The sequence below is a fragment of the uncultured Treponema sp. genome, assembly GCF_934725225.1.
Taxonomy (GTDB): domain Bacteria; phylum Spirochaetota; class Spirochaetia; order Treponematales; family Treponemataceae; genus Treponema_D.
Map to the genome: position 1 here is coordinate 42,671 of NZ_CAKVAM010000006.1, position 22,470 is coordinate 65,140.

At 40.6% G+C, this 22,470-nt stretch carries 23 protein-coding genes; 9 read left to right on the forward strand and 14 right to left on the reverse strand.

Translation table 11 applies throughout. From position 1 onward, the window contains the following. Positions 1–110: 110 nt before the first annotated feature. The 6 genes from rpsO to Q0H92_RS09780 all read right to left on the reverse strand — a co-directional run bounded on the left by rpsO (position 111) and on the right by Q0H92_RS09780 (position 7,472). Positions 111–380: a 30S ribosomal protein S15 gene (gene rpsO, locus Q0H92_RS09755; RefSeq protein WP_013702212.1), complete on the reverse strand. Its 270-nt coding sequence runs from the start codon at positions 378–380 to the stop codon at positions 111–113. A gap of 163 nt (positions 381–543) precedes the next feature. Further along, on the reverse strand, positions 544–2,397 hold the full coding sequence (truB, locus tag Q0H92_RS09760; RefSeq protein WP_296014470.1) for a tRNA pseudouridine(55) synthase TruB: 1,854 nt from the start codon (positions 2,395–2,397) through the stop codon (positions 544–546). Beyond that, complete coding sequence (gene rbfA, locus Q0H92_RS09765; RefSeq protein WP_296014471.1) at positions 2,375–2,779, reverse strand: 30S ribosome-binding factor RbfA; 405 nt, start codon at positions 2,777–2,779, stop codon at positions 2,375–2,377. Before rbfA ends, truB begins: the two co-directional genes overlap by 23 nt. 11 nt (positions 2,780–2,790) lie before the next feature. Next, positions 2,791–5,520, reverse strand: coding sequence for a translation initiation factor IF-2 (gene infB, locus Q0H92_RS09770; protein ID WP_296014473.1), 2,730 nt, complete (start codon positions 5,518–5,520; stop codon positions 2,791–2,793). Positions 5,521–5,538: 18 nt separating this feature from the next. Then, entirely contained in the window at positions 5,539–6,993 is a 1,455-nt protein-coding gene (gene nusA / locus Q0H92_RS09775; RefSeq protein WP_296014474.1) for a transcription termination factor NusA, read from the reverse strand. A gap of 11 nt (positions 6,994–7,004) precedes the next feature. Beyond that, entirely contained in the window at positions 7,005–7,472 is a 468-nt protein-coding gene (locus Q0H92_RS09780) for a ribosome maturation factor (protein WP_296014475.1), read from the reverse strand. A gap of 207 nt (positions 7,473–7,679) precedes the next feature. Here Q0H92_RS09780 and cyaB point away from each other — a divergent pair, with 207 nt between their 5' ends. The 3 genes from cyaB to sppA are packed head-to-tail and all read left to right on the forward strand — an operon-like array spanning position 7,680 to position 10,017. Further along, positions 7,680–8,267: a class IV adenylate cyclase gene (gene cyaB / locus Q0H92_RS09785; RefSeq protein ID WP_296014476.1), complete on the forward strand. Its 588-nt coding sequence runs from the start codon at positions 7,680–7,682 to the stop codon at positions 8,265–8,267. A 39-nt stretch (positions 8,268–8,306) separates the two neighbouring features. Further along, positions 8,307–8,954: a DUF975 family protein gene (locus tag Q0H92_RS09790; protein WP_296014477.1), complete on the forward strand. Its 648-nt coding sequence runs from the start codon at positions 8,307–8,309 to the stop codon at positions 8,952–8,954. Positions 8,955–8,985: 31 nt separating this feature from the next. Beyond that, complete coding sequence (gene sppA / locus Q0H92_RS09795; protein WP_296014481.1) at positions 8,986–10,017, forward strand: signal peptide peptidase SppA; 1,032 nt, start codon at positions 8,986–8,988, stop codon at positions 10,015–10,017. On the opposite strand, the gene Q0H92_RS09800 is transcribed toward sppA, so the two are convergent. From Q0H92_RS09800 to Q0H92_RS09830, 7 genes are all read right to left on the reverse strand, one after another. Beyond that, the gene (locus Q0H92_RS09800; protein WP_296014485.1) at positions 10,008–10,586 is read right to left on the reverse strand and encodes a regulatory protein RecX; all 579 of its coding nucleotides are present in this window, start codon (positions 10,584–10,586) and stop codon (positions 10,008–10,010) included. The two genes, sppA and Q0H92_RS09800, sit on opposite strands and share 10 nt — an antisense overlap. 38 nt (positions 10,587–10,624) lie before the next feature. Next, positions 10,625–11,017 carry a 30S ribosomal protein S9 gene (gene rpsI / locus Q0H92_RS09805; RefSeq protein ID WP_295795612.1) on the reverse strand — a complete coding sequence of 131 codons (393 nt, stop codon included), beginning with the start codon at positions 11,015–11,017 and terminating at the stop codon, positions 10,625–10,627. Positions 11,018–11,031: 14 nt separating this feature from the next. Then, positions 11,032–11,460, reverse strand: coding sequence for a 50S ribosomal protein L13 (gene rplM, locus Q0H92_RS09810; RefSeq protein WP_013702223.1), 429 nt, complete (start codon positions 11,458–11,460; stop codon positions 11,032–11,034). Between the two features lie 188 nt (positions 11,461–11,648). Continuing rightward, positions 11,649–11,870 carry a hypothetical protein gene (locus Q0H92_RS09815; protein ID WP_296014489.1) on the reverse strand — a complete coding sequence of 74 codons (222 nt, stop codon included), beginning with the start codon at positions 11,868–11,870 and terminating at the stop codon, positions 11,649–11,651. Between the two features lie 198 nt (positions 11,871–12,068). Further along, a complete protein-coding gene (gene rbr, locus Q0H92_RS09820) occupies positions 12,069–12,605 on the reverse strand; it encodes a rubrerythrin (protein ID WP_288604332.1) in 537 nt (178 codons plus the stop codon). 108 nt (positions 12,606–12,713) lie between these two features. Continuing rightward, positions 12,714–13,046: an AzlD domain-containing protein gene (locus Q0H92_RS09825; RefSeq protein WP_295795622.1), complete on the reverse strand. Its 333-nt coding sequence runs from the start codon at positions 13,044–13,046 to the stop codon at positions 12,714–12,716. Next, positions 13,043–13,798 (reverse strand): AzlC family ABC transporter permease, encoded by a 756-nt coding sequence (locus Q0H92_RS09830; RefSeq protein WP_296014493.1) that lies wholly within the window; start codon positions 13,796–13,798, stop codon positions 13,043–13,045. The genes Q0H92_RS09825 and Q0H92_RS09830 overlap by 4 nt, the downstream gene beginning before the upstream one ends. 239 nt (positions 13,799–14,037) lie before the next feature. Here Q0H92_RS09830 and Q0H92_RS09835 point away from each other — a divergent pair, with 239 nt between their 5' ends. The 5 genes from Q0H92_RS09835 to aroA all read left to right on the forward strand — a co-directional run bounded on the left by Q0H92_RS09835 (position 14,038) and on the right by aroA (position 19,739). Beyond that, on the forward strand, positions 14,038–15,228 hold the full coding sequence (locus Q0H92_RS09835; protein ID WP_296014498.1) for an ABC transporter ATP-binding protein: 1,191 nt from the start codon (positions 14,038–14,040) through the stop codon (positions 15,226–15,228). Continuing rightward, positions 15,225–16,244 carry an ABC transporter permease gene (locus Q0H92_RS09840; RefSeq protein ID WP_296014505.1) on the forward strand — a complete coding sequence of 340 codons (1,020 nt, stop codon included), beginning with the start codon at positions 15,225–15,227 and terminating at the stop codon, positions 16,242–16,244. The genes Q0H92_RS09835 and Q0H92_RS09840 overlap by 4 nt, the downstream gene beginning before the upstream one ends. Beyond that, entirely contained in the window at positions 16,241–17,113 is an 873-nt protein-coding gene (locus tag Q0H92_RS09845; RefSeq protein ID WP_296014510.1) for an ABC transporter permease, read from the forward strand. The genes Q0H92_RS09840 and Q0H92_RS09845 overlap by 4 nt, the downstream gene beginning before the upstream one ends. Before the next feature lie 55 nt (positions 17,114–17,168). After that, positions 17,169–18,212 carry an extracellular solute-binding protein gene (locus tag Q0H92_RS09850; RefSeq protein WP_296014515.1) on the forward strand — a complete coding sequence of 348 codons (1,044 nt, stop codon included), beginning with the start codon at positions 17,169–17,171 and terminating at the stop codon, positions 18,210–18,212. 135 nt (positions 18,213–18,347) lie between these two features. After that, complete coding sequence (aroA, locus tag Q0H92_RS09855; protein ID WP_296014519.1) at positions 18,348–19,739, forward strand: 3-phosphoshikimate 1-carboxyvinyltransferase; 1,392 nt, start codon at positions 18,348–18,350, stop codon at positions 19,737–19,739. A 185-nt stretch (positions 19,740–19,924) separates the two neighbouring features. Here the strand turns inward: aroA and Q0H92_RS09860 are convergent, their stop codons facing one another. Continuing rightward, positions 19,925–21,205 carry an HD domain-containing phosphohydrolase gene (locus Q0H92_RS09860; protein ID WP_296014525.1) on the reverse strand — a complete coding sequence of 427 codons (1,281 nt, stop codon included), beginning with the start codon at positions 21,203–21,205 and terminating at the stop codon, positions 19,925–19,927. A 191-nt stretch (positions 21,206–21,396) separates the two neighbouring features. Here Q0H92_RS09860 and Q0H92_RS09865 point away from each other — a divergent pair, with 191 nt between their 5' ends. Further along, positions 21,397–22,467 (forward strand): phospho-N-acetylmuramoyl-pentapeptide-transferase, encoded by a 1,071-nt coding sequence (locus tag Q0H92_RS09865; RefSeq protein WP_288985144.1) that lies wholly within the window; start codon positions 21,397–21,399, stop codon positions 22,465–22,467. Positions 22,468–22,470 lie beyond the last annotated feature (3 nt).

Consider the following 22,470-nt stretch of genomic DNA (forward strand, 5'->3'; position numbering starts at 1 on the left):
CTTATCAGAATATTCAAAGGGAAATTCTTTTGAATCCACCTTAAAAAAACAACGGCAGTAAATCCATTTTTGAATTCATCTGCCGTCATCATCCAATTTTTTCTGCCAAATTACTTGCGGATTCCAAGCTCTTTTATAAGAGAGCGGTAGCCTTCAAGATTTGTGCGTTTAAGATATTTCAAAAGCTTGCGGCGAGCACCAACAACTTTTAAAAGACCACGCTGTGCGCAAGTGTCTTTCGGGAAAGTTTTGCAGTGAGCTGTAAGCTCTTTAATGCGCTCTGTCATCAAAGCAATCTGAACATTTGAGTTTCCAGTGTCGCTTGCGTTTGCTCCAAATTTTGAAACAATTGACGCTGTTGTTTCTTTTGTAAGTGCCATTTCTTACTCCTAATAAATTTTTATTTTCAGTCCTTCGATTTTTACAGGGAACAAAAGTGGCGCTTTGTATTCCAAGCAAAATCACAACGGAATGAACTCTTTACATTTTACTGATATAGAAAGAAAAGTCAATGTTAAGCCGCGCGGCAAACTTTTCTGCGAATCAGCAAAATTTTATCTCGGCTGTTTTTTCTGCAATTCCAGAAGTCGGAAGCGCAATCCTAAGATTTTCGTTTTCAATTTCAAGAGTTGTGTGAAAAACATTTCCGTCGGAATCAAGCGCGGCAACTTTATAAATTCCGTTCTTTGGCAAAACCTGATTTTTTTCATTGTGGAATTCAAAAATTGAATTTTCATTTCCGGCTGATTTTTCTTTCAATGAAATTCCGCGGACATCCAAAGCAAACGGACGCAAAAGCATTTTCTGCGCGCATATAAAATTTCCTGCAAGAATTTCTTTTTTTATGCGGCTTGAACTGATTTTTTCATCTTCAAAAAAAACGTAATCTTGTCTGCAAAGCTCAAAATTTTTTTCATGTGAAATTTTTTCAAGTTCTTCCATATTAAGCAAGCCTTTGTAGCCGCACTTAAAATCGCTTCCTTCAACAAGAAATTTCATTCCACAAACTGAAATCAAAGTTTCAATAAAATCTTCTCCTTCAATTTTTGAAAAATCCTGCGTGAAGTCAATCACAACCGCAAAGTCAAGCCCAAGCTCTTTGAAAAATTCCAGACGCTGCTCAAGAGTAAAAATTGAACCAGTTCCGTCATTTTTTATCTGCGAAGAAAAAGTTATAATTCCTGAAACAAAATTCTTTTGAGCAACAGCAGTTTTTATAAGCGCAACATGACCTGCATGAATAGCTTCAAAACTTCCAATTGTAAGAGCGCAGCCTTTTGATTTCCATTCAACCGGAAAATTCAAACTGCAAAATTCATTCCAAGAAAAAACTTTGAATTCTTTTTTTTCAGGCGGAACAACAAAACCGTAAGAAAGTTTTGCGTCTTTATTTTTACAGATTATTCCGGCGAAATTTCCAGACGAATAAAAAACGGCGATTTCATTTTCAACATTTCCGCAGCTTGCAATGTCAAACATTTTCTGCGAAAGCGGGCGGCCATTCAAATATGACTTTTCAAATTCAGGCTTTAAAATATCGCAGCTAAAGCCGCAAAGAGATGCCAGTTTCTGCGTAAAAAGCAAAAAGTGATTTCTTATGTCTTGAATTTTTTCAGCTGAATCTTCACGGCGTTTTTTTATTTTCTGTTCAAACGGAAGATGAATTTTTTCTTTTTCCTTTTGAAAATAAAGCGCGTTTTGAATTCCGTTTTCAATTGAAAATTCTTTCAGCTCGCCAAAGCACGCCGCATCTTTTAATTCAAACGGTCCGACTTTAGTCCGCCTCAAAGCGCATAAATGGGCGCAAGTTCCAAGGCTAGCGGCAATGTCTCTTGCAAGCGCGCGGATGTAAGTTCCTTTTGAGCAGACAATTTCAAGAAGCGCATAAGAGCAAGCGTCATTTTCTGAAGGCTCTTTAAAATCAAGAAGTTCATTTTTGTAAACAAAAACTTGCCTGCTTTCAAGATGAATTTCGTTTCCACCGCGAACAAGATCACTTGCGCGTTTTCCGTCAACATGAAGCGCAGAATAAACAGGCGGCACTTGAAGAACTGCTCCGGTAAATTTTTTCAGCGAAGCTTCAATTTGCTCTTTGGAAGCTGCCGCGCCAGTTTTTACAACATCGCCAGTCGGATCAAGAGTGTCAGTTTCTTTTCCGAAGCAAACAACCGCCTGATAAGTTTTTGTAAATGAAGTTATATGAGGAACAAGATGCGTAAGATTTCCAGACAAAACAACGAGCAAGCCTTCCGCAAAAGAATCCAAAGTTCCCGTGTGCCCGACTTTCTCAGTTTTCAAGGCATGCTTTATGCTCCAAAGAGACGAAAAACTTGTAATTCCCGGAGTCTTCGCGTAAAGCATAACCCCGGAAACTTTATTCTTGTTCTTCTCTGGCATTTTGCTCATTCTGGCTGATTTCAATTTGCCTAGATTCATTTTCCAGCGCGTTAAGTTTTTGAACCATTTTATAGCCTTCTTTCATGCTGAAATCTGCTACAAAAGTAAGTTTTGGAAATCTATAGATTGAAACTTTTTTTGCAATTGTAGACTGGATAAATCCAGCCGCGCTCTGCAAGCCTTTTACTCCGCGCTCAACAGAAGCATCATCCAAAAAAGACGAAACATAGACTTTCGCACATGACAAATCTTTTACAACTTCCACGCGGTTAATTGTAAGAAATTCATTCACACGCGGATCTTTTACTTCGTGGCGCATTATAAGAGTGGCGATTTCTTCCCTAAGCTGGTTTCCCAGCCTGTCCATTCTATACTGTCCCATTGCAAATCCTTTTATTCAGCGAAATCCTCAGCAGCGGCATTTTTCTTTTCAGCTTCTGCCTGTTCATCTGCCAAAGTTTTTCCGAGCTTGCGTTTAACTTCGATTGTCTCAAAAGCTTCAAGCTGGTCTCCAATCTGAAGATCCTGCCAGTTTTCAATTCCGATACCGCATTCAAATCCGTCTTTGACTTCCTTTGCATCGTCCTTGAATCTTTTAAGAGAAGCAATTTTTCCAGTGTAAATAACAACGCCATCGCGGATAACGTTTACGCTGCAAGTTTTTTTGATAACACCATCTGTAACGTAGCATCCTGCAATAACGCCAACCTTTGGAACTTTGAAAGTGTTGCGAACTTCCGCAGTTCCTGTTGTTTCGTCTTTTGTGTCAGGCTGAAGCATTCCTTCCATAGCCTGCTGAATTTCTTCAACACACTTGTAGATAATGTTATACTTGCGGATTTCAACTTTTTCCTGTTCAGCCAAAGCTTTTGCCTTTGGAGTCGGGCGGACATTGAATCCGATAATAATCGCATTTTCATCAGCGGCAGCCAAAGTAACATCGCTTTCGTTGATTGCGCCTGCGCTTGAATGAATAACAACAAGCCTGAGTTCCTTTGTGCTGAGTTTTTCAAGAGAAGTTTTAAGAGCTTCCGCAGAACCTTGCAAATCAGCCTTGATGATAACCTTGAATTCTTTGACTTCGCTAGCTTCAATTGTTGAATACAAATTGTCGAGCGTAACTTTCTTGACTGCCTTTGCATCTTCAAAGCGTTTAAGCTCCTGGCGTTTTGCGGCAAATGCGCGCGCATCTTTTTCAGTTTCTGTAACCTGAATAGGATCTCCGGCATTCGGCATAGCTTCAAGTCCAAGAACTTCCACCGGCATTGAAGGAGTCGCCTCTTGAATTTTTTGTCCACGGTCATTGAAAATCGCACGAACGCGTCCTGAATAAATTCCTGCAACCAAAGGATCGCCAATGTGCAAAGTTCCACGCTGAACAACAACAGAAGCAACAACACCGCGTCCTTGGTCTGTACGGCTTTCAATAACTTTTCCTTCAGCGCGGCAATCATACTGCGCCTTAAGCTCAAGAACTTCAGCCTGAATAAGAATCGCATCCAGCAAGTCATCAATTCCCTGATGTTTCAATGCTGAAATATTTACATACTGAGTGTCGCCGCCCCAAGCTTCAGGAGTAAGTCCAAGCTCGGAAAGCTGCGTCATAACTTTTTCAGGATTTGCGTCCGGCTTATCAATTTTGTTGACCGCAACAATAATTGGAACCTTCGCATCTTTTGCGTGGTTTATAGCTTCCATTGTCTGAGGCATAACGCCATCGTCAGCCGCGACAACAAGAACAACAATATCTGTAATCTGTGCACCGCGGGCGCGCATCATTGTAAACGCTTCGTGTCCCGGAGTATCAAGGAAAGTAATTACGCCCTTCGGAGTTGAAACCTGATAAGCACCGATTTTCTGCGTAATTCCACCAGCCTCTCCAGCGGCAACATCAGCATTGCGGATTGCATCAAGAGTTTTTGTTTTTCCGTGGTCAACGTGTCCCATGACTGTAACAATCGGAGGACGAGTGCGCTCGCCTTCAGAACTTCCCTTGTCGCTTTCAATAACAGTTTCATCGTAAAGGCTTACAAGGTGAACCTGACAGTTGTATTCAGAAGCAAGAATTGTCGCCGTGTCAGAATCGATGGACTGGTTGATTGTAACCATCATTCCCATCGACATAAGCTTGCCGATAATTTCGCTTGCCTTAAGATTCATTTTGCGGGCAAGATCTGAAACGGAAATTGTCTCCATGATTTCAATTTTCTCTGGAACAACGCTTGCCGGAGTTGAATCATGCTTTTTGTTCTGATAAAGCTCTTCCTCGTCAAAGAAATCTTCTTTATCTTTTCTATTATAAACTTGTTTTTTGCCCTTGAACTGTTTTTTAGCCGGAGCTTTGTTTCCTGCAATCGCTGAAGGATCTGCAAATCCGCCTGGACGAGGACCGCCAAATCCCGGACGACCTGCTCCACCAGCAAATCCTCCCGGCCCGCGATTAAAGCCGCCTGGACCACGATTAAATCCGCCCGGCTGTCCGTTTCTGTTGAATCCTCCCGGTCCGCGATTAAAGCCGCCGCCAGTTCCATTTCTATTGAAGCCTCCCGGTCCACGGTTAAATCCGCCAGGCTGTCCGTTTCTGTTGAAGCCGCCATTTGGATTTCCACGGAAAGAGCCATTGCGGTTTCCAAAATTTGACCCCTGCGGATTTCCGCGGTTAAAGTTATTTTGTCTTTCGCGGTTCTGGTAGCTTTCTCTAGCCTGACTTCCAGTAAATCCGCCGTCTCTGCGTCCATTTCCATTATTTGAATAACGGTTTCTTCCGCCACTCAAATTTCCTGCCTTAACATTCGGACGAACATTCGGAAATTCCAAAGTCTGAACCTGCGGCTTTGCAGGCTGGGCAACAGGAGCAACTGGCTTTTTTTCTTCCGCCGCAACAGTTTTTTCCTGAGAAACAGGAACTTCAGTTTTTGCATCCTCAGCTTTAACAGATGAATCAGGAGTCTTTTTAGACACTACGTGAATTCTTTTTTTCTGTTCTTGTTTTGCCGCCTCTGCAGAAGGAGATTTTCTTTTTATAACAATCTTCCGCTTTGGGCTGGCTTCCCCTGCAGGATGAGAGTCCTGTACATGCTTATTTAAAACTACGCCTGTCTTTTTCTCTGATTCATCTGCCATACTGTATCCTATTACCTCTTACTCTTCTTCAAATGAGAATTCAACACCGCATTTCGGACATCTTGTCATATCCGGTGTAATTTTTTCACCGCACTCAGGACAGAAATATTCTTCTTCTGAATCTTCCTCTGCTGAATCTGCTGCCTGCTGCGGTTCTTCCTCATCTTCAAACTCAACGTTTTCATTTATAATTGAATAAACTTCATCAAGCTGCTCTTTTGTTACGCCGTCAAGTCCATTCAACGCTCCGCTTTCATAAGACGAAACGAAAACTTCTATATCATCGTAGCCGGCTTCCTTAAGAATTTCCGCAACACGCTGGTCAACGCCCGGAAGCTGAGCAACTGTAAGAATTTCCTCGTAAGATTCATTTTCTGAACCGCCAAAGAGCTCTTCCGCCGCCCTTCTTGTGTCATTTTCAACAAGATCTTCGTCTGTAACCATAGCTTCGGTTTTTACATCGATTGACCAGTTGCAAAGACGATTTGCAAGGCGAACATTCAAGCCCTGTTTTCCAATCGCAATAGAAAAGTTTTCATCGGAAACGACCGCAAGCGCCTCTCTTTTTTCAGCATCTTTAATCACAACATGCTTTACTTCAGCAGGTGAAAGCGCATTTTTTATAAATACATGAGGATCTTCATCATAGCGCAAAACATCGATTTTTTCGCCTTCAAGTTCGCGGATTACATTCTGAATGCGAACGCCTTTCAAGCCAACGCAAGCGCCAACAGGATCAACATCGATTTTGTTTGAAGCCACAGCAATTTTTGTTCTGTAACCAGGCTCGCGCGAAATGCTTTTTACAACAATCGTATTATCCTGAATTTCAGGAACTTCAAGCTCAAGAATGCTTTTTACAAAATTTTCATCTGTACGGCTAAGCACAACCTGAATTCCAGAAGGAACTTTTTTTACATCTTTTACCAAAGCCCTGATTCTGTCGTTCTTTTCATAAACTTCACGCGGACTCTGATATTTTACAGGAAGCACGCCTTCAACTTTTCCAAGCTCAACATAAATATTTCCTTTATGCTCGCGCTGGTAATATCCGATTATAATCTGCCCGATTTTTTCCTTGTATTCGTCAAGAAGCTTTTTACTTGAATTTTCATTCAAATCCTTGTGAGCTTCCTGTTTTCCAACTGAAACCGCGCCGCGTTCAAAATCACGTTTCGGGTCAAGCGGAATATCAAGAGTATCATGAATCACAGCTTCTGGAGCAAGCTTCTGCGCCTCTTCAAGTTCAATTTCAATAACAGGATCATAAACTCCGTCAACAACAGTTTTGCGCGCATAGACATTCACATCCGACATATCGTCTGCAAATTTTACAATGCAGTTGTCGTAGCCTTTTCCGAATGATTTTTGATACGCCGCAAGAATCATTCTTTCTATAGTCTGCTTAATTGAAGATTCATCAATTCCTTTTTCTGCAGAAAGCGCACGGATTGCATCTGCCATTTCTGACATAACAAGCCCCCTTATAAATGTAAAAATTTTGCTTTAGCAATATCAGCATAGGCAACAGACTTTTCGCCGCCGCCTTCTATTTCCAATGTAACTTGATTTTTATCCGAAGATTTTATTTTTCCGCAAACCCAGTCATTCACGTTTTTATCCCAGACGCGGACTTCTCTTCCTGTAAAAATCTCAAATTCAGCCGCATTTCTCAAAGTGCGTTCAATTCCCGGCGAACACATTTCCATAGAAATATCGTCTTCATTTTTTCCGAGGATTTTAACCATTTCTGAAAACAACGCGCGATGTGCTTTTGCGCAATCTGAAACACCGATGTCTTTTTTGGAATCCGCCGAAGCTATGACAGCGGAAATATTTACTTTGCCATTCTGCGGAACAACATGAAGTTCCACCAGCTTAAAACCTTCCGCAGACATCACAGCGGAACACTCATTAAAATACGGAATATTCTCGAAAGAACTATACTCCAAGTCAAACCTCTAAAAAAACACGCTTAAAAAAAGCATTTCAGACTAAAAAAAAAGAGCCTTTGTTGCGGCTCAATTTTCAAGGATAATCAAAATGTATAAAGATATTATCATTTTAAATCAACATTGTCAACAAACAAAATCGCATTCTGCAAAAACTTCTAAAATAAATTCTTTTCTATTTGAAGATAAATGTGTTAAAATAATCCGATGAATGAAATTGAAATCAAAGCGCACGTTTACAAAAAAGACGAGCTTATAAGAAAGTTAAATTCTTTTGCTGAATTCAAGCAGGAAGTTTTGCGCGACGACACTTACTACGAAAGCCCGCTGAATCCAAAAATCAAAATCAGAATCCGAAAAGAAAAATGCGGAAAAAAAACTCGCAGCATTCTAACTTACAAGCGGAAAGAAATCAAAAGCGCAGCCGAAAATTCCAGCACAGAATTAAATGAAGAACTTGAAACTGAAATTTTATCTTCCGAGCCGCTGGAGCAATTTTTTTGCGATGCAGGATTTAAAGTCGCGCTGAAAAAAAACAAGGAAGTTCTGGACTGGGAACTGGAACTTCCATCTTCAATTGAAAACACAAAACTTAAAGCGACTCTTGAACTTTGCAATGTTCCGCCGCTCGGTTACTTTCTTGAAATAGAAATTCTTTCGCCGTCAAAAAAAGACGAAGATGTAAAAAAAGTTCAGCAAATTTTATTTGAGCTTCTTGAAAAATGCGGAATCGAAAAATCCTGCATAGAAGAAAAATATTATTCAGAACTTCTTTCGCAAATTGCAAAAAAATAATTAAATTATATATAATAGAAAACATTATAGGAGAATTTTATGTTTGAACGAATTAATTACAAAAATCAGGCACGCGAGCAGCTAAAAGGAAAATTAAAAACTCCAATAATTGCGTTTGCTGTAACGGCGGCAATCACTGCAATGGCGGCGGGACTTCCGCAGGAAAATCTGGACGGCACAGTTGGACTTATTTCATTTTTGCTAATCAGCTTTATAAACAGCGTTTCATTTTTTGCATTTTTAAGAATTTTCATTCAGATTCACAACACAAAAGCCAAGGCTGAATTTTCAGATTTTATAAACAGTTTTTCGCATTTTGCAAAGGCATTCCTCGGATTTCTTTGGTTTTATTTGTGGGTCGGACTTTGGAGCTTGCTTTTCTTTTTTCCGGGAATTGTAAAAGCATTTTCGTACTCACAGATGTTTTTTGTTCTGGCGGAAAATCCAAAAATTTCAGTTTCAAAAGCCATGAACATAAGCAAAGTTCTTACGCGAAACCACAAAGGCGATTTGTTTATTATGTCACTGAGTTTTTTGGGCTGGGAATTTCTTTCGATGCTTACACTTTTCATTCTTCAAATTTGGGTCAAGCCTTACGAAGCAATGTCATTTACAAACGCATATTACGCGCTGAAAGAAGAAGCGTTCAGGACAGGCTCGCTTACGCCGGCGGATTTTGAAGCATAACTAAAAGTTATTTTTTATTGGAGAAAAAAAAATGAAAATAAAATTTTCAAAAGAAAATTATTCAAAAAAAGGGCTTGCAGTTTTTGCCTGCACAATTATTCTTGCAGCCACAATTTTTATTTTTAACACAGCAAGTTCCGCTTTGAACAAAAATGCAAAAAGCACAACTTCCGCAGTTTCAAATTCAGATTCAAAAATCAAAGACAAGCTGCTCGGAAAAAAAGAAAATAAATTTCCGAAGAACGAATACATCGCAAAACTTTTTATAAAAGGCGTGATTTCCGAAGCAAACGATTCGTACAACCAAGAATGGATTTTGTCCACAATAAAAGATTTGCAGGAAGACACGAACAACCGCGGAATTGTCCTTGTGATAAATTCTCCGGGCGGCGGAGTTTATCAGGCTGATGAAGTTTTCCTTGCGCTTGAAAAATACAAAAAAGAAACCGAACGTCCGGTTTACGCATACTTCACTTCTCTTGCGGCGAGCGGCGGATATTACGTTGGATGTGCCGCTGACTACATAATGGCGAACAGAAATTCTCTCACAGGAAGCATCGGCGTTATCGCAGGTCAGTTTACAGATTTAACCGGGCTAATGGAAAAATGGGGAATCAAGTCAACGACAATCCACGCAGGGCGCAACAAACTCATGGGAAATTTCAACGAGCCAATGACGCAAGAACAGCGGGAAATAATGCAGTCAATCGCAGATGAATGTTACGAGCAGTTCACGGACATTGTCGCAGAAAGCCGCGGACTTTCAAAAGAAGAAGTCTACAAACTTGCGGACGGAAGAATCTACACAGCATCGCAGGCAAAGGAAGCGTCCCTCATAAATTCAATAGGAACTTTAGACGAGCTTATTGAAACAATGCAGCGAAAAGAATTCGACTTTGCTGAATACGAAACTGCGGATTTTTCGTATCAAAAAGAAGACAGCATTTACAGCCTGATTATGGGAAGCGCAAAAGAATTCAAAAAAGCTTCATTGGGAATTCCTGACGCTGTAATGGAAGTTTTAGAGCCGCAGATTGAATTTCCGGCTTATTATTACAAGTAGGAATCTTCCTCTGAAACAACAATTCCAATTTGCTTTAGAGTAAAGCCTTTCTGAACAAGAGAGGCTTTTATTTTGTCCAAGTCATTTTTAAACAACCGGCATTTTTTATAAGCGCGGCGGCAAATTTCAAGTTCGTCTTTTTCTGAAAAAAATTCATCAAGAGCTTTTTTTGAAGCCACTCGGTCAACGCCTCTGGATGCAAGTTCAGCCGCAAGCCGAATTCTTCCTTCAGCATGGTCGATTGAACGGCTTCTTAGCCAAGCACCGGCAAACCTTTCATCGCTTAAGTTTCCGCACTGCTCAAGATAATCCAAGGCTTTTTTTACAGCTGATTTTTCAATTCCCTTTTTTAAAAACTTTCGTTCAAGTCCGGCACGGCAATGTTCGGCGCGCGCAAGATATGTCATTGCGGCAAATTCCGCGCCATAAACAACCGCCGCATTCAGCAAATCCGAAGCTTCTTCATCAGAAAATTCCGCTCCAGCAAAAAGATTTTCTTCGGATAAAAGAGAAAGATAACATGAACGCAAAAAAAATGCAGACCCAACAGAAGGCGTAATTTCGTACACTCCTGTAAAAGTCTGCTGTATTTGGCGAATAACCAATTTTAGCGTTTGCTGAACTGGAATCTGCGGCGAGCACCACGCTGACCGTACTTCTTACGCTCAACCATACGAGAGTCGCGTGTAAGATAGCCGTTTGCCTTAAGAGAAGGACGTGCATCTGGATCTACTTGAGTCAAAGCACGAGAAACTCCATGCAAGCAAGCTGCAGCCTGACCATTAAGTCCGCCACCGCAAACATTGATAAGAATATCATATTTGTTTACGTTTGATGTAACCAAAAGCGGCTGAATTACAAGACGAGCCTGTGATTCTGTTGCAAAATAGTCTTTTATATCTTTTCCGTTAACAACAATTTTTCCTGAACCTTCGCGCATAAAAACACGAGCAGTTGCAGTTTTTCTTCTTCCTGTACCGATAGCTAAATTCTTAATCACGATATGCTCCTATTTTAAACTTCAAGAGGTTTTGGGTTCTGAGCTGCATGAGGATGCTCTGGACCTTCGTAAATCTTAAGGTTTCCGATAATTTTGCGTCCAAGGCGGTTATGAGGAAGCATTCCCCAAATTGTTCTCTTCAAAGGCTCTGTAGGATGTTTTTCAATAAGAGTATTGAATGAATAAGAGCGCAAACCACGTACATAACCTGTATAATGGCGATAAAGCATATTGTCAGCTTTTTTGCCTGTAACCTGAATTTTTTCAGCATTAACGATTACAACAAAATCACCACACATAGAGTTCGGTGTATAAGAAGCTTTGTGCTTTCCACGGAGAACAGAAGCAGCTTTTGCAGCTACGCGTCCCAAAGTTTTTCCAGATGCATCGATGACATACCAGTCATTTTTTACATCTTCATTTTTAGCAAAATAAGTTTTCATGTATATACCTTTCTAAATAAAACATTACGCTTTCCGCTTTGCATCTAGCTTCAAACGTTTGCAGGCAATGAGCAGTTGCCAACAATATATACGGGGTAAAAAAATATACCATGTTTTCAGTTTTTTAGTCAATTAAATTCAAGAAATTCAACTGTAAAAACTGAAAATATTTGCGCTGAATAAGAAAATTATTTCTTTTCTATTGATTTAGCGGCGTTTTCTTCTTTTTTTGCTTCCTTTTTATCTTTTATATCAGCAAAACCTATAAAAACTGAAATGAGTCCGCAGAATGCCGCAAAACACGGAGCAAATCCTTTCAAAAATGAAATAATGTCAGAAGACCAGTTCAAGCCAAGGCAAGAAAACACGCAAAATCCAATCAGAACAATTCCAATCAACAATGAAACCATAAAATACTCCAATAAAAGTCGATATTTTTTAGCCGCTCTTGCAAAAACAAAAACGGCATTTATGCAAATGCTAACAAGGCTGTCATTGCCGTGCTTGACACTGCGATGTTTGCATAGCAAACTCGGTTAGCAATCTTGCCAGCGGATTATCGGGTCAAGCCCGATAATGACACTAAAATTTAAAACTCTAAATTGAACCTAATAATTTTCAGCTTTTACTTCAAAATAGCTTTGCGGATGGGCGCAAACAGGACAAATGTCGGGCGCTTTTTTTCCTACGCAGATATGTCCGCAGTTTGAGCATTGCCAGATAACGTCTCCGTCCTTGCTGAAAACGCATTCATTTGTAACGTTGTCCAAAAGCTTGCGGTAACGCTCTTCGTGTGTTTTTTCAATCGCAGCGACACCTTCAAATTTCTGGGCAATATCGATAAATCCTTCTTCACGCGCTGTCTTGGCAAACGAAGAATACATATCTGTCCACTCGTAATTTTCGCCTTCCGCGGCATCCTTTAAATTTTCCGCAGTGCTTTTTATTCCGCCGTTAAGATACTTGTACCAAAGCTTCGCGTGCTCCTTTTCATTTTCAGCAGTTTCCTCGAAAATTTTTGCAATCTGCACGAATCCGTCTTTGCGGGCCTTGCTTGCGAAAAATGTATACTTGTTGCGAGCCTGAGATTCACCTGCAAAAGCCGTCTTAAGATTTTCTTCAGTTTTTGAACCTTTCAATTCCATGATTTACCTCCAGTACAAACACAGCCACGAAAATAAAAATTTCCTATTATATAAATTATAATCAATTATTTGCACAATTGCCATTCAAACAGAAAATTTTTTAAGTTTTCACATAATTCTGGACAAAACCATGAAAATCACAGTGCTTGAAAAAATGCTCACCATGGAATTTTTGAATGCAAGGTGAATTACAACAGTCGCCACGGAAGCTGCCAAATGCGGAATTCCAAAAGGAGAACTCAAAAAACTTGTGTCCTTGAAGCAATAAACGACCAAAACCGCCATAATTAAAGACGGCGTGTATTTTTCAATAAAGCGGATTATCGCAGGCGGATTTTTTCTGCTGAAGGCAATAAACGGAAGCAAGCGAGTTCCATAAATAACTGCCCCGGAAACAAAAATAGCTGCCAAAGCCATCAGAAGGCTGTAAGATTCTTTCATGCCAATTCCTCCGATTTAGAATTTGAAAGAATTTTTTCTTTTGCAAAAAATGACGGGCCTCTTACCAAAAGCATAACTCCAAGAGCCGCGCAAATTGAAACCCAGATTATATTCGACGAGCCAAAAACGCCGGTTTTATAAAGCGCAACGGAAATTACAGCGGCAATTCCGCCAGCCAAGGCAGGCACACAATCCTTTGAAGATTTCAGCTGCTCAATCAAAAGAACTATAAAAAGCGAAGTGAGCGCAAAATCGACTCCGTTTAAAAATTTTCCAAGTCCGTAGCGATCCATAACAGTGTAAGCCACAGCGCCAATAAGACTTCCCAAGCACCAGTAGCTTTGATCCAGCGCGGAAACAATCGCATAAAACGAAATTTTATTCACACGAGGCGGAACTTCAATTCCCTGAACAAGCGCAAAAGTTTCGTCTGTAATTGCAAAAATAAGATAATGCTTTTTTCCGCCGGCATTTTTATATTTTGAAATAAGTGAAAGTCCGTAGAAAATATGGCGGATGCTAAGCAAAAACTGAACAAGAATTATTTCAGCAAAAGAAGCTCCCGAAGCAAGCTGACCGACTATAAAATATTGCCCGGAACCAGTATACATAATAAGCCCCGAAAGAACGGCAAGCCACCAAGGATAGCCCGCGTTCGCAAGCAGCATTCCGAATCCGATTCCAATTGCAATATATCCAAAAAACACAGGCGCGGTTATTTTCAGTGCCTGGGCAAAAACATAGCGGTTCATAATGAGCAAGTATAATAGCAATAAAGATAAATAGGTTCAACAGCATAAAATTTCAACTTTCTACAATAAATTCCGCAAAAATGCGCAAAAAGTTTTTTTATAAATTTCCACTTATTTTTTCAAAAATTATTGACTTTTTTACGTATTAAATACAAATTAAGCCTTAGACTTTAAAGTCTATCAGAGCCTTGTTTTGCCAGACAAAAGGCTTTTATCACTCAGGAAGGAGTTGTACCCTAGTGAACGGAAGTACAGTTTCTATTAACAGCGTGTCCAAGCATTTTGGTTCGTTCCATGCGCTTGACGACATCAGCATTACAATTAAGCAGGGGGAATTTTTTTCTCTGCTTGGACCGTCCGGCTGTGGAAAGACAACACTTCTCCGCATTATCGCAGGATTTGAATTTCCTGATGAAGGCGCAGTTCTTTTTGATGACAAGAATGTTGTGCCTCTTCCGCCTAACAAACGCCAAAGCAATACAGTTTTCCAAAGCTACGCGCTTTTTCCGCATCTTTCAGTTTATGAGAATGTCGCATTTCCGCTTCGCTTAAAAAAGATTGACAAAAAAACAATCGACGAAAAAGTAAAGGAATACTTGCATCTTGTTCAGCTTGACCAGCACATTTATAAAAAGCCGAATCAGCTTTCCGGCGGACAAAGACAGCGTGTGGCAATTGCAAGGGCGCTCATAAACGAACCGAAAGTTTTACTCCTTGACGAGCCTCTTTCTGCGCTTGATGCAAAGTTGCGCGCAAATCTTTTGGTTGACCTTGACGCGTTGCACGACAAAATCGGAATCACATTCATTTACGTTACCCATGACCAAAGCGAAGCACTTGCCGTAAGCGACAGAATCGCTGTAATGAATCAGGGAAAAGTTCTTCAGGTTGGAACGCCATTTGAAATTTACGAAAGCCCTGCGACACAATTTGTAGCGCAATTTATAGGCGAGACAAACCTTTTTGAAAGCACAGTTGTTTCCTGCGAGCCTCACAAGAATTCCAAGGGAGAAGATGAATTCAATGTAACTCTGAATACTCCAGTTCTTGGACTTCAGGCAAAGCTCAAGGGCGAAACTCAGGCGATGCGCGAAGAAGACAAAAATATTCTTGTTACAGACTATGATCACACAGATCCGGGGCAGAAAGTCTGCTTTACAATCCGCCCGGAAAAAATCCGCATAACGCTTGAAGAGCCGAATGTAGGCGGAAGAAAAGACATCAATGTTTTCAAAGGAATTGTAGAAGAGCCGGTTTACACAGGATTTCAGTCTAAATTCTATGTGCGCCTTGAAAACGGAGCAATCATAAAAGTATTCAAGCAGCACACAAATTATCTTGACGACGGCCCGGAAATTGCCTGGAAAGATGAAGTTTTTGTTTCCTGGTCGGCAGATGACGGCTACATTGTTGAGGACATAAATACATGAAAAGCAAGCAGGAAAAGAAAGAGCATAAAAGCTTTCAGCTCAAGCTGGCTTCAAAAGCTTACGGCGCAAAATACAAGAAGGCGAATCCCGGTCCAGCTTATGCCTGGCCAATGGGAGCTTGGTTTTCACTTTTCTTTATTGTGCCGCTAGTCATAATTGTATGCTACTCATTTTTGAAGCGCGATGTTTACGGCGGAGTTACAAGGGAATTTTCACTTAAAGCCTACGAGCAGATGCTGAGTCCAGCTTACGGTCTTATATTTTTGCGCACGCTTTGGATTACAATAATTGCCACAGCAGTTACAATTATCATTTCACTTCCTTGCGGATATGCGATGGCAAGAAGCAAGCACCAGACGCTTCTTTTGATTCTTGTTATTGTTCCGTTTTTGACAAACAGCCTCATAAGAATTTTCGCTTGGATTACAATTCTTGGCGACAACGGACTTTTCAACCAGCTGCTTTCAAATTTGCACGGAATTATTTGCAAGATAACCGGCTCTACAAAAGAATTTGTTCCGCATAAATTTATGTTTACGCGCGAGGCAGTTATTCTTGTAAGCATTTATATGTACTTGCCTTATGCGATTCTTCCAGTTTTTACAGCGGTGGACAGATTTGATTTTACACTGCTTGAAGCTGCCCGGGATCTTGGCGCGACAAAAATGCAGTCAATGTTTAAAGTTCTGATTCCGGGAATTAAAAGCGGAATCTTGAGCGCAGTAATTTTTACATTTATTCCGATTTTTGGAACATACACAGTTCCGCAGCTTGTAGGCGGAAAAGACAGCTATATGCTTGGAAACATAATTGTTGACCAAGTTCAGAAAGTGCGCAACTGGCCGCTGGCTTCAGCATTCAGCCTTGTAATTACAGTTATAAGCATGGCGGGCGTTCTGCTCATGCTTTCAACAGGAAAAAAAGAAGCGGACTTGAACAAAAAACTGAATAAAGAAGACACAACATCAAGCATCGCCGAAAGCATTTCCAAAGTAAGCCTCGAAGGAAGCAAATGAAAAATCCGATTTTATTACTGAACAAAAAATACAAGTCGATTCCCAAAAGCGAGTCAAACAGGCACGCAAAACGCCAGTGGAAAAAGCGCAATCCAAAATTCAGCTTGTCGAACACGATATTGTGCCTTTCAATTTTATTTTTGTTTTTGCCGCTGTTTGTAATTGTGTTTTTTTCATTCAACGAATCAAAAGACACAACATTTACAAACTTTTCGTTCATTTGGTACCAGAAACTCATATTCAGCTCAAAACCTTTGTGGCACGCGCTTTTAAACAGTTTTATTGTAGCCATAACATCTGCAATTACAGCAACTGTTCTTGGAACTTTGGCAGCAATTGGAATCAGCTGGTACAAATTCTTCGGAAAATCCTACATCCAGTCAATCAGCTTTTTGCCGATGGTTCTGCCGGAAGTAATCATGGGAATTTCGCTTTTGATTTTTTTCAGCGGAATAAAACTTTCTCTCGGTCTTTTTACAATTTTTATTGCGCATACAACATTCTGCCTTCCATTTGTTTATCTTATGGTAAGCGCAAGAATTGACGAATTTGACTATTCAATTATAGAAGCAAGCCACGACCTGGGCGCAAACGAATTTCAGACGCTTACAAAAGTAATTGTTCCTGCAATCATGCCTGGAATTATTTCCGGCTTTATGATGAGCATAACAATGTCGTTTGAAGATTACGTTATAACGGCTCTTGTTTCAGGACCAGGAAGCACTACACTTCCGCTTTACGTTTATTCGCTTATAAGATTCGGCGTAAGTCCTGTAATCAATTCACTTTCTTTTGTGCTGATTTTGATAATCTGCGCAATTGCAATCCTGCTTAGAAGCCGACTTAAAACATTTGCGGCATCAAGATAATTCATTCTACAAAAAAGCAAAACTGGCTTAATACCGGTCTTGCACAGGAGTTTTTATGAAAAAAAGAGTTTGCTCAATTATTTCAGCTTTTATCGCCTGCGCTTCTGTTTCATTTTTTTCATGCAAGGAAGAAAATGAAGTCTACCTTTACAACTGGACTTACTACACGCCGGATGAAGTTTTGCGCGACTTTGAAAAAGAGTTCAACTGCACAGTAAAAGTAGACAGCTACGCTTCAAATGAAGAAATGTACGCAAAACTAAGAGCCGGAGCAAAAGGCTACGACATAGTTGTTCCGTCCCAAGATTACTGCTCGATTATGATTAAGCAGGGAATGTTCCGCGAGCTTGACCAGAGCAAAATGACAAACAAAAGCCACATAAATCCGCTTGTATTTGAAAAGGCAACTTACGATCCGCAAATGAAATACTGCGTTCCATATTATCTTGGAGCCGCCGGAATCGCCGTAAACAAAACAAAAGTTTCCGCGGATTATGAAAAAACTTGGAACATTTTTGCAGACAAGCAGTTTGCAGGACACGCCACAATGATGGATGATATGCGCGAAGTTATCGGGGACGCTCTTACAACTCTTGGCTACAGCATAAACACAGTTGACCAGAACGAACTAAAAAAAGCTTCGGACTACATAATAAAAAACTGGAAGCCAAACCTTGTAAAATTCGACGCTGAAGGATTCGGAAAGTCATTTGCATCCGGCGACTTCTGGCTTTGCCAAGGATATGCGGAAGTTGTGTTCGGCGAAGTTCCAGAAGACAAATGGGAAGAAACAATCGATTTCTTTATTCCAGCGGAAGGCGGACCTTCTTACCTTGACAGCATGTGCATTCTGAAAGACGCGCCTCACTACGACCTTGCCAATGAATTTGTAAACTATATTCATCGCCCGGAAGTCTACGCTAAATTCCTTGACGCATTCCACTTCCCTTGCTTTGTGAACAAAGATGCCGCCCAGTACATGACAACAAAAGCAATGTACGAGGCAGACCAAATGTCAAACTGTGTTCTAAAAGAAGATCTTGGAGAAGACTTGGACAAATACAATGAGCTTTGGCAGGAAATAAGATTTTCTGAATAGCAAGTTCATAAAGTATTTATGGCGCTGCGCAAATTCGTGCAGTGCCTTTTTTTATGCAAACAAGACAAACTTTCATTCCATTGCGCAAACAAAGCAAATTGCGTACAGATTCTTTTTTTGCTATAATCAGCAGTTATGAAAATCATTGCTAAAAAAACAAGCCTTAACGGGCACATTCAAGTTCCTGGCTCTAAGTCGCATACAATCAGAGCGCTTTTGCTTGCATCCCTTGCAGAAGGAACTTCATATATACGAAATCCGCTTCCAAGCGCAGACTGTCTTAGCGCAAGCCGCGCAGTTCCGCTTATGGGCGCAAAAATCGAACTGGAAGAAGGCTCTGTAAAAATCGGGCAGACTTGGACAGTTGAAGGAGCAGGAAACAAAATTCACTTGCCAAGCAACATTGTTGACGTAGGAAATTCCGGCTCGCTGCTTTATTTTATGTCGCCAATCGCAGCCACATTTGAAGGCTGGAGCGTGTTCACTGGAGACGAAAGCATAAGAAAACGCCCCGTAAGCCACGTTGTAGACGCATTAAGGCAGCTTGGTGCTCAGGCATTCACTGCGGAAGAAAAAAGCGGTACTTGCCCGATGCTCATAAAAGGCCCGATAAATTCAAGCAACACGGTAAAAACAGGCGGTGAGCTTAGCCAGTATGTTTCTGGAATGATGATGGCGGCTTGCAGACTGAACGGAACTCTCAAAATCGAACTTTCAAATCCAAAAGAAACTCCTTATCTTTACATGACCCAAAAATGGCTTGAAAGCTGCGGAGTAAAAGTCAGAATGTCAGAGGACTTTAAGCATATAGAAGTTGACGGTCCTGTAAAAATAAAGGCATTCGACAAAGTAATTCCAAGCGACTGGGAAGCTGTGGCATTTCCGCTGATTGCAGCCTTGATTACAGACAGCGAGCTTGTAATTGACAACGTGGACTTAAGCGGAACTCAAGGCGACGAAGCAATTGTTGAAGTTTTAAAATCCCTTGGAGCAGACATTGAGCTTGACAAGCAAACCTGCTCGCTCAAAGTGCGCGGCGGAACAAAAGCCAGCAACGGAACAGGAAGACTTTCCACGGAACTTTTAAAAGACAAGGAGCTTCACGTAAATCTTTCTGGATTCCCCGATGCTGTTTGCGCTCTTGCCGCAATTTCGTGCTTTGTGGAAGGAACTGTATTTATTGAAGACATTGGAGTTTGCCGCAGAAAGGAAACAGACCGCATAAAAGTTCTAAAGAGCGAACTTGAAAAACTCGGCGCGCAAGTAGAAGAAGGCGAAGATTTTCTGGTTATCCACGGACATTCGCCAGTTCTTGCTGACGGAAAGCCAAACCCGGAATTTGTCCTGCACGGCGCAGAAGTTGAAAGCTACCTTGATCACAGAGTTGCAATGAGCCTTGCATGCCTGGGACTTGGATTAAAAGAAGGTCATGAAGTAAAAGTAAAAGACGCGGAATGCTGCTCTGTAAGCTTCCCGGAATTCTTTGAAGCCATGAACAAAATAGGAGCCGGATTCACACAAGTCTAAAAAAACACGCCGAGTTTTTAAAAATTCTCGGCGTAAAATTTAAAAAGTACGGCGTGTTTTAAAGAAATTCTCGCCGAGAATTTTAGGAAAATCGCAGATACAAATCTGAAATTAAAATGCAAAAATAGATTATCGGGTTACTGCACAATAATGACAGCAAAAACAAAACTTCACAGAAATCTGTTTTACTTGCTCTTTTCACGGCCTTCAACAAGCTGAACTCTCCAGTCGTACTCTTTTTGCTCATCTTCAAGTTCCTGCTTGCGGAACGACTTTGACACTTCTTCTATAACAGGAGCAATGTTTATAACAGCATCTACAATGCAAGGCTCAAAATGGCTTCCGCTTGATTCCTTGAAAATTTCAATTGTGCGCTCAATAGAAAACGGCTGTTTATAAGGTCTCCAGCTTAAAAGAGCGTCAAGAACATCGGCAGCAGCCATTATGCGGGCGCAAAGCGGAATTTCGTTTCCTGAAAGTCCGTTCGGATAGCCGCTTCCGTCGTATTTTTCATGGTGGCAGTAAGCCATCTGTTCCGCAATCATGTTGAACCAGCCTCTGTTTATCATAGGCAAAAGCTGCACAAGCCTCTTTCCTTCAGCAGGATGAGCTTTCATCATTTGAAATTCTTCGTAAGTATATTTTCCGGGCTTGTTAAGAATGCTGTCTGGAATGTGAACTTTGCCAATGTCGTGCAAGTTTGCCGCGGCGGAATAAACTGAAATTGCCTGCTCCGTTAGAATTTCCTTGTAATGCCCTTCCTTTACAAGCTCCCTGGAAATAAGCTCCACATATTTTACAGTATGGCGGACATGGTGGCCTGTAAAAAGCTCGTGGCTTTCAAGCATTCTTGGAATAAATTCCATAATTTTCATCTGAGTATCTTTCAGCTGAAAAGCCTTTGTAAGCGCGCGGCTAAGAGTGGAATGGCTTCTTTTGGAAAGCGCAACTGCTATGATGTAGGAAAAAACAAATTCAATTGTAAATCCTGCGCTCTGTGAAAAAAAGTAAAAACTTTCAGTTGTGTTAAAGCTGACACACATAATTTTTGCGCGGAAATAAATTGAGGCAATCATAAGAACATAGCAAACAAGCGCAATGCATCTTGTAAGCACGGCATTGTAATAAAGACAGCTAAGAAAAACTACAAGCGCATAAGAAATATTTATTCCGATATGTCCGTTTGTTCCCATATATGCCAAAATCGCCGCCATAACGCAAAGTCCGAAAACCATGGGAATTCTATGCCAGCGGAAAATATAGACAAAAATGCTCTGAATAATAGAAAATAAAGCTATGACGATTCCAAGTGTAATTGAATATGAATAGGGAATTTCAAAAATGCCAATCTTGCTGATAACAATAAAAAGAGGCGCAAGAACGTTTCCAAGCAGCAAAATGCCAGTTGTAAGCCTGTTGACATTTTCAATATTTTCAGCGAAAAATTCTTCGTCTTCAACCGGCACAGAAAACTCCCTTCACTCTCCCAGCAAGAAAAAAATCCGACTTATTAAAAATACTTTGTAAATTATAAAAATATTCCGAGTAAAAATCAACATATCAAATCGGCACGTCATAAACCGAACAAAATAATACACATTGAACGCTGAATGCTTTTATGATATTATTACAAAATTACAATAAAAGGGGTCTTACTTTGATTTACTATCTTGGCGGCTTGCTGAAAAACTTTTGGGGACCGGCTAGGCTTTTTCAGTCATATACAGTTCTGATTGCACTTGCGCTTTACACAGGATTTTTTCTTTCCAAAGTATTAATTCCGAAATTCTACAAATATCTTCCAAGCGACAGAGGAAGAGAATTCACACTGACAAAAGAAGCTGCAAAAGGAAAGCCGACAGGTTCCGGAGTTGTGTTCATAACAATCTTTGTAATACTCTGCTTTATAATTGTTCCGCTGGATTATCTTCAGTCTGGAATCCTTGCGCTTACTTGGCTTATGATGCTCACAGGATTTTTGGACGACAGAAGCTTAAAAGGCTGGGGAGAATACAGAAAGGCTTTTTTGGATTTTGTAATTGCAGTGGCGGCGGCATTCCTTTTAATGCATTATCTTTCTCAGACTTCTCCAGACGGAAGGCTTAGATTCTGGTTTCCATTTTTTTCAACTACGATTCATATTCCGTGCTGGCTTTATGTTGCAATAACCGTAATCATGCTTTGGATGTCTGTAAACACAACAAACTGCACAGACGGAGTAGACGGATTAAGCTCAACTTTGGTTCTGATTGCACTTTTGACAATGGGCGCGCTTTTTTATATCGTGCTTGGACACGTTGATATTTCAACTTATCTTCTTGTTCCGCATTTAAAAGACGGAGCTTCCTGGGCAATAATAACATTCTGCCTTGCCGGAGTTCTTATGGGCTATTTGTGGCACAATGCGTTTCCAAGTTCAGTTCTTATGGGAGACGCAGGCTCACGCGCGCTGGGATTTTTTATCGGCGTTTGCGTAATGGTAAGCGGAAACCCATTTTTATTCCTTGCAACTTCTTCAATTATTTTTGTAAACGGCGGCGTAGGTCTTTTAAAAGTCGCGCTCAAAAGATTCTTCCATATTTCGATTTTTGAAACAGTAAGATTTCCGCTGCACGACCACATGAGAAAAAACAAAGGCTGGTCGCCAACACAAGTGCTTATCAAGTTTATGATAATTCAGCTTTTAATAACTGTCGCAATGCTCGGAATATTCTTTAAAATCAGATAAGGA

Bases quoted from the DNA above. Each gene is read 5' to 3' on its own strand.
- rpsO (WP_013702212.1), bottom strand. From the start codon at position 380: ATGGCACTTACAAAAGAAACAACAGCGTCAATTGTTTCAAAATTTGGA.
- truB (WP_296014470.1), bottom strand. From the start codon at position 2,397: ATGCCAGAGAAGAACAAGAATAAAGTTTCCGGGGTTATGCTTTACGCG.
- rbfA (WP_296014471.1), bottom strand. From the start codon at position 2,779: ATGGGACAGTATAGAATGGACAGGCTGGGAAACCAGCTTAGGGAAGAA.
- infB (WP_296014473.1), bottom strand. From the start codon at position 5,520: ATGGCAGATGAATCAGAGAAAAAGACAGGCGTAGTTTTAAATAAGCAT.
- nusA (WP_296014474.1), bottom strand. From the start codon at position 6,993: ATGTCAGAAATGGCAGATGCAATCCGTGCGCTTTCTGCAGAAAAAGGA.
- cyaB (WP_296014476.1), top strand. From the start codon at position 7,680: ATGAATGAAATTGAAATCAAAGCGCACGTTTACAAAAAAGACGAGCTT.
- Q0H92_RS09790 (WP_296014477.1), top strand. From the start codon at position 8,307: ATGTTTGAACGAATTAATTACAAAAATCAGGCACGCGAGCAGCTAAAA.
- sppA (WP_296014481.1), top strand. From the start codon at position 8,986: ATGAAAATAAAATTTTCAAAAGAAAATTATTCAAAAAAAGGGCTTGCA.
- rplM (WP_013702223.1), bottom strand. From the start codon at position 11,460: ATGAAAACTTATTTTGCTAAAAATGAAGATGTAAAAAATGACTGGTAT.
- Q0H92_RS09815 (WP_296014489.1), bottom strand. From the start codon at position 11,870: ATGGTTTCATTGTTGATTGGAATTGTTCTGATTGGATTTTGCGTGTTT.
- rbr (WP_288604332.1), bottom strand. From the start codon at position 12,605: ATGGAATTGAAAGGTTCAAAAACTGAAGAAAATCTTAAGACGGCTTTT.
- Q0H92_RS09825 (WP_295795622.1), bottom strand. From the start codon at position 13,046: ATGAAAGAATCTTACAGCCTTCTGATGGCTTTGGCAGCTATTTTTGTT.
- Q0H92_RS09830 (WP_296014493.1), bottom strand. From the start codon at position 13,798: ATGAACCGCTATGTTTTTGCCCAGGCACTGAAAATAACCGCGCCTGTG.
- Q0H92_RS09840 (WP_296014505.1), top strand. From the start codon at position 15,225: ATGAAAAGCAAGCAGGAAAAGAAAGAGCATAAAAGCTTTCAGCTCAAG.
- Q0H92_RS09845 (WP_296014510.1), top strand. From the start codon at position 16,241: ATGAAAAATCCGATTTTATTACTGAACAAAAAATACAAGTCGATTCCC.
- Q0H92_RS09850 (WP_296014515.1), top strand. From the start codon at position 17,169: ATGAAAAAAAGAGTTTGCTCAATTATTTCAGCTTTTATCGCCTGCGCT.
- aroA (WP_296014519.1), top strand. From the start codon at position 18,348: ATGAAAATCATTGCTAAAAAAACAAGCCTTAACGGGCACATTCAAGTT.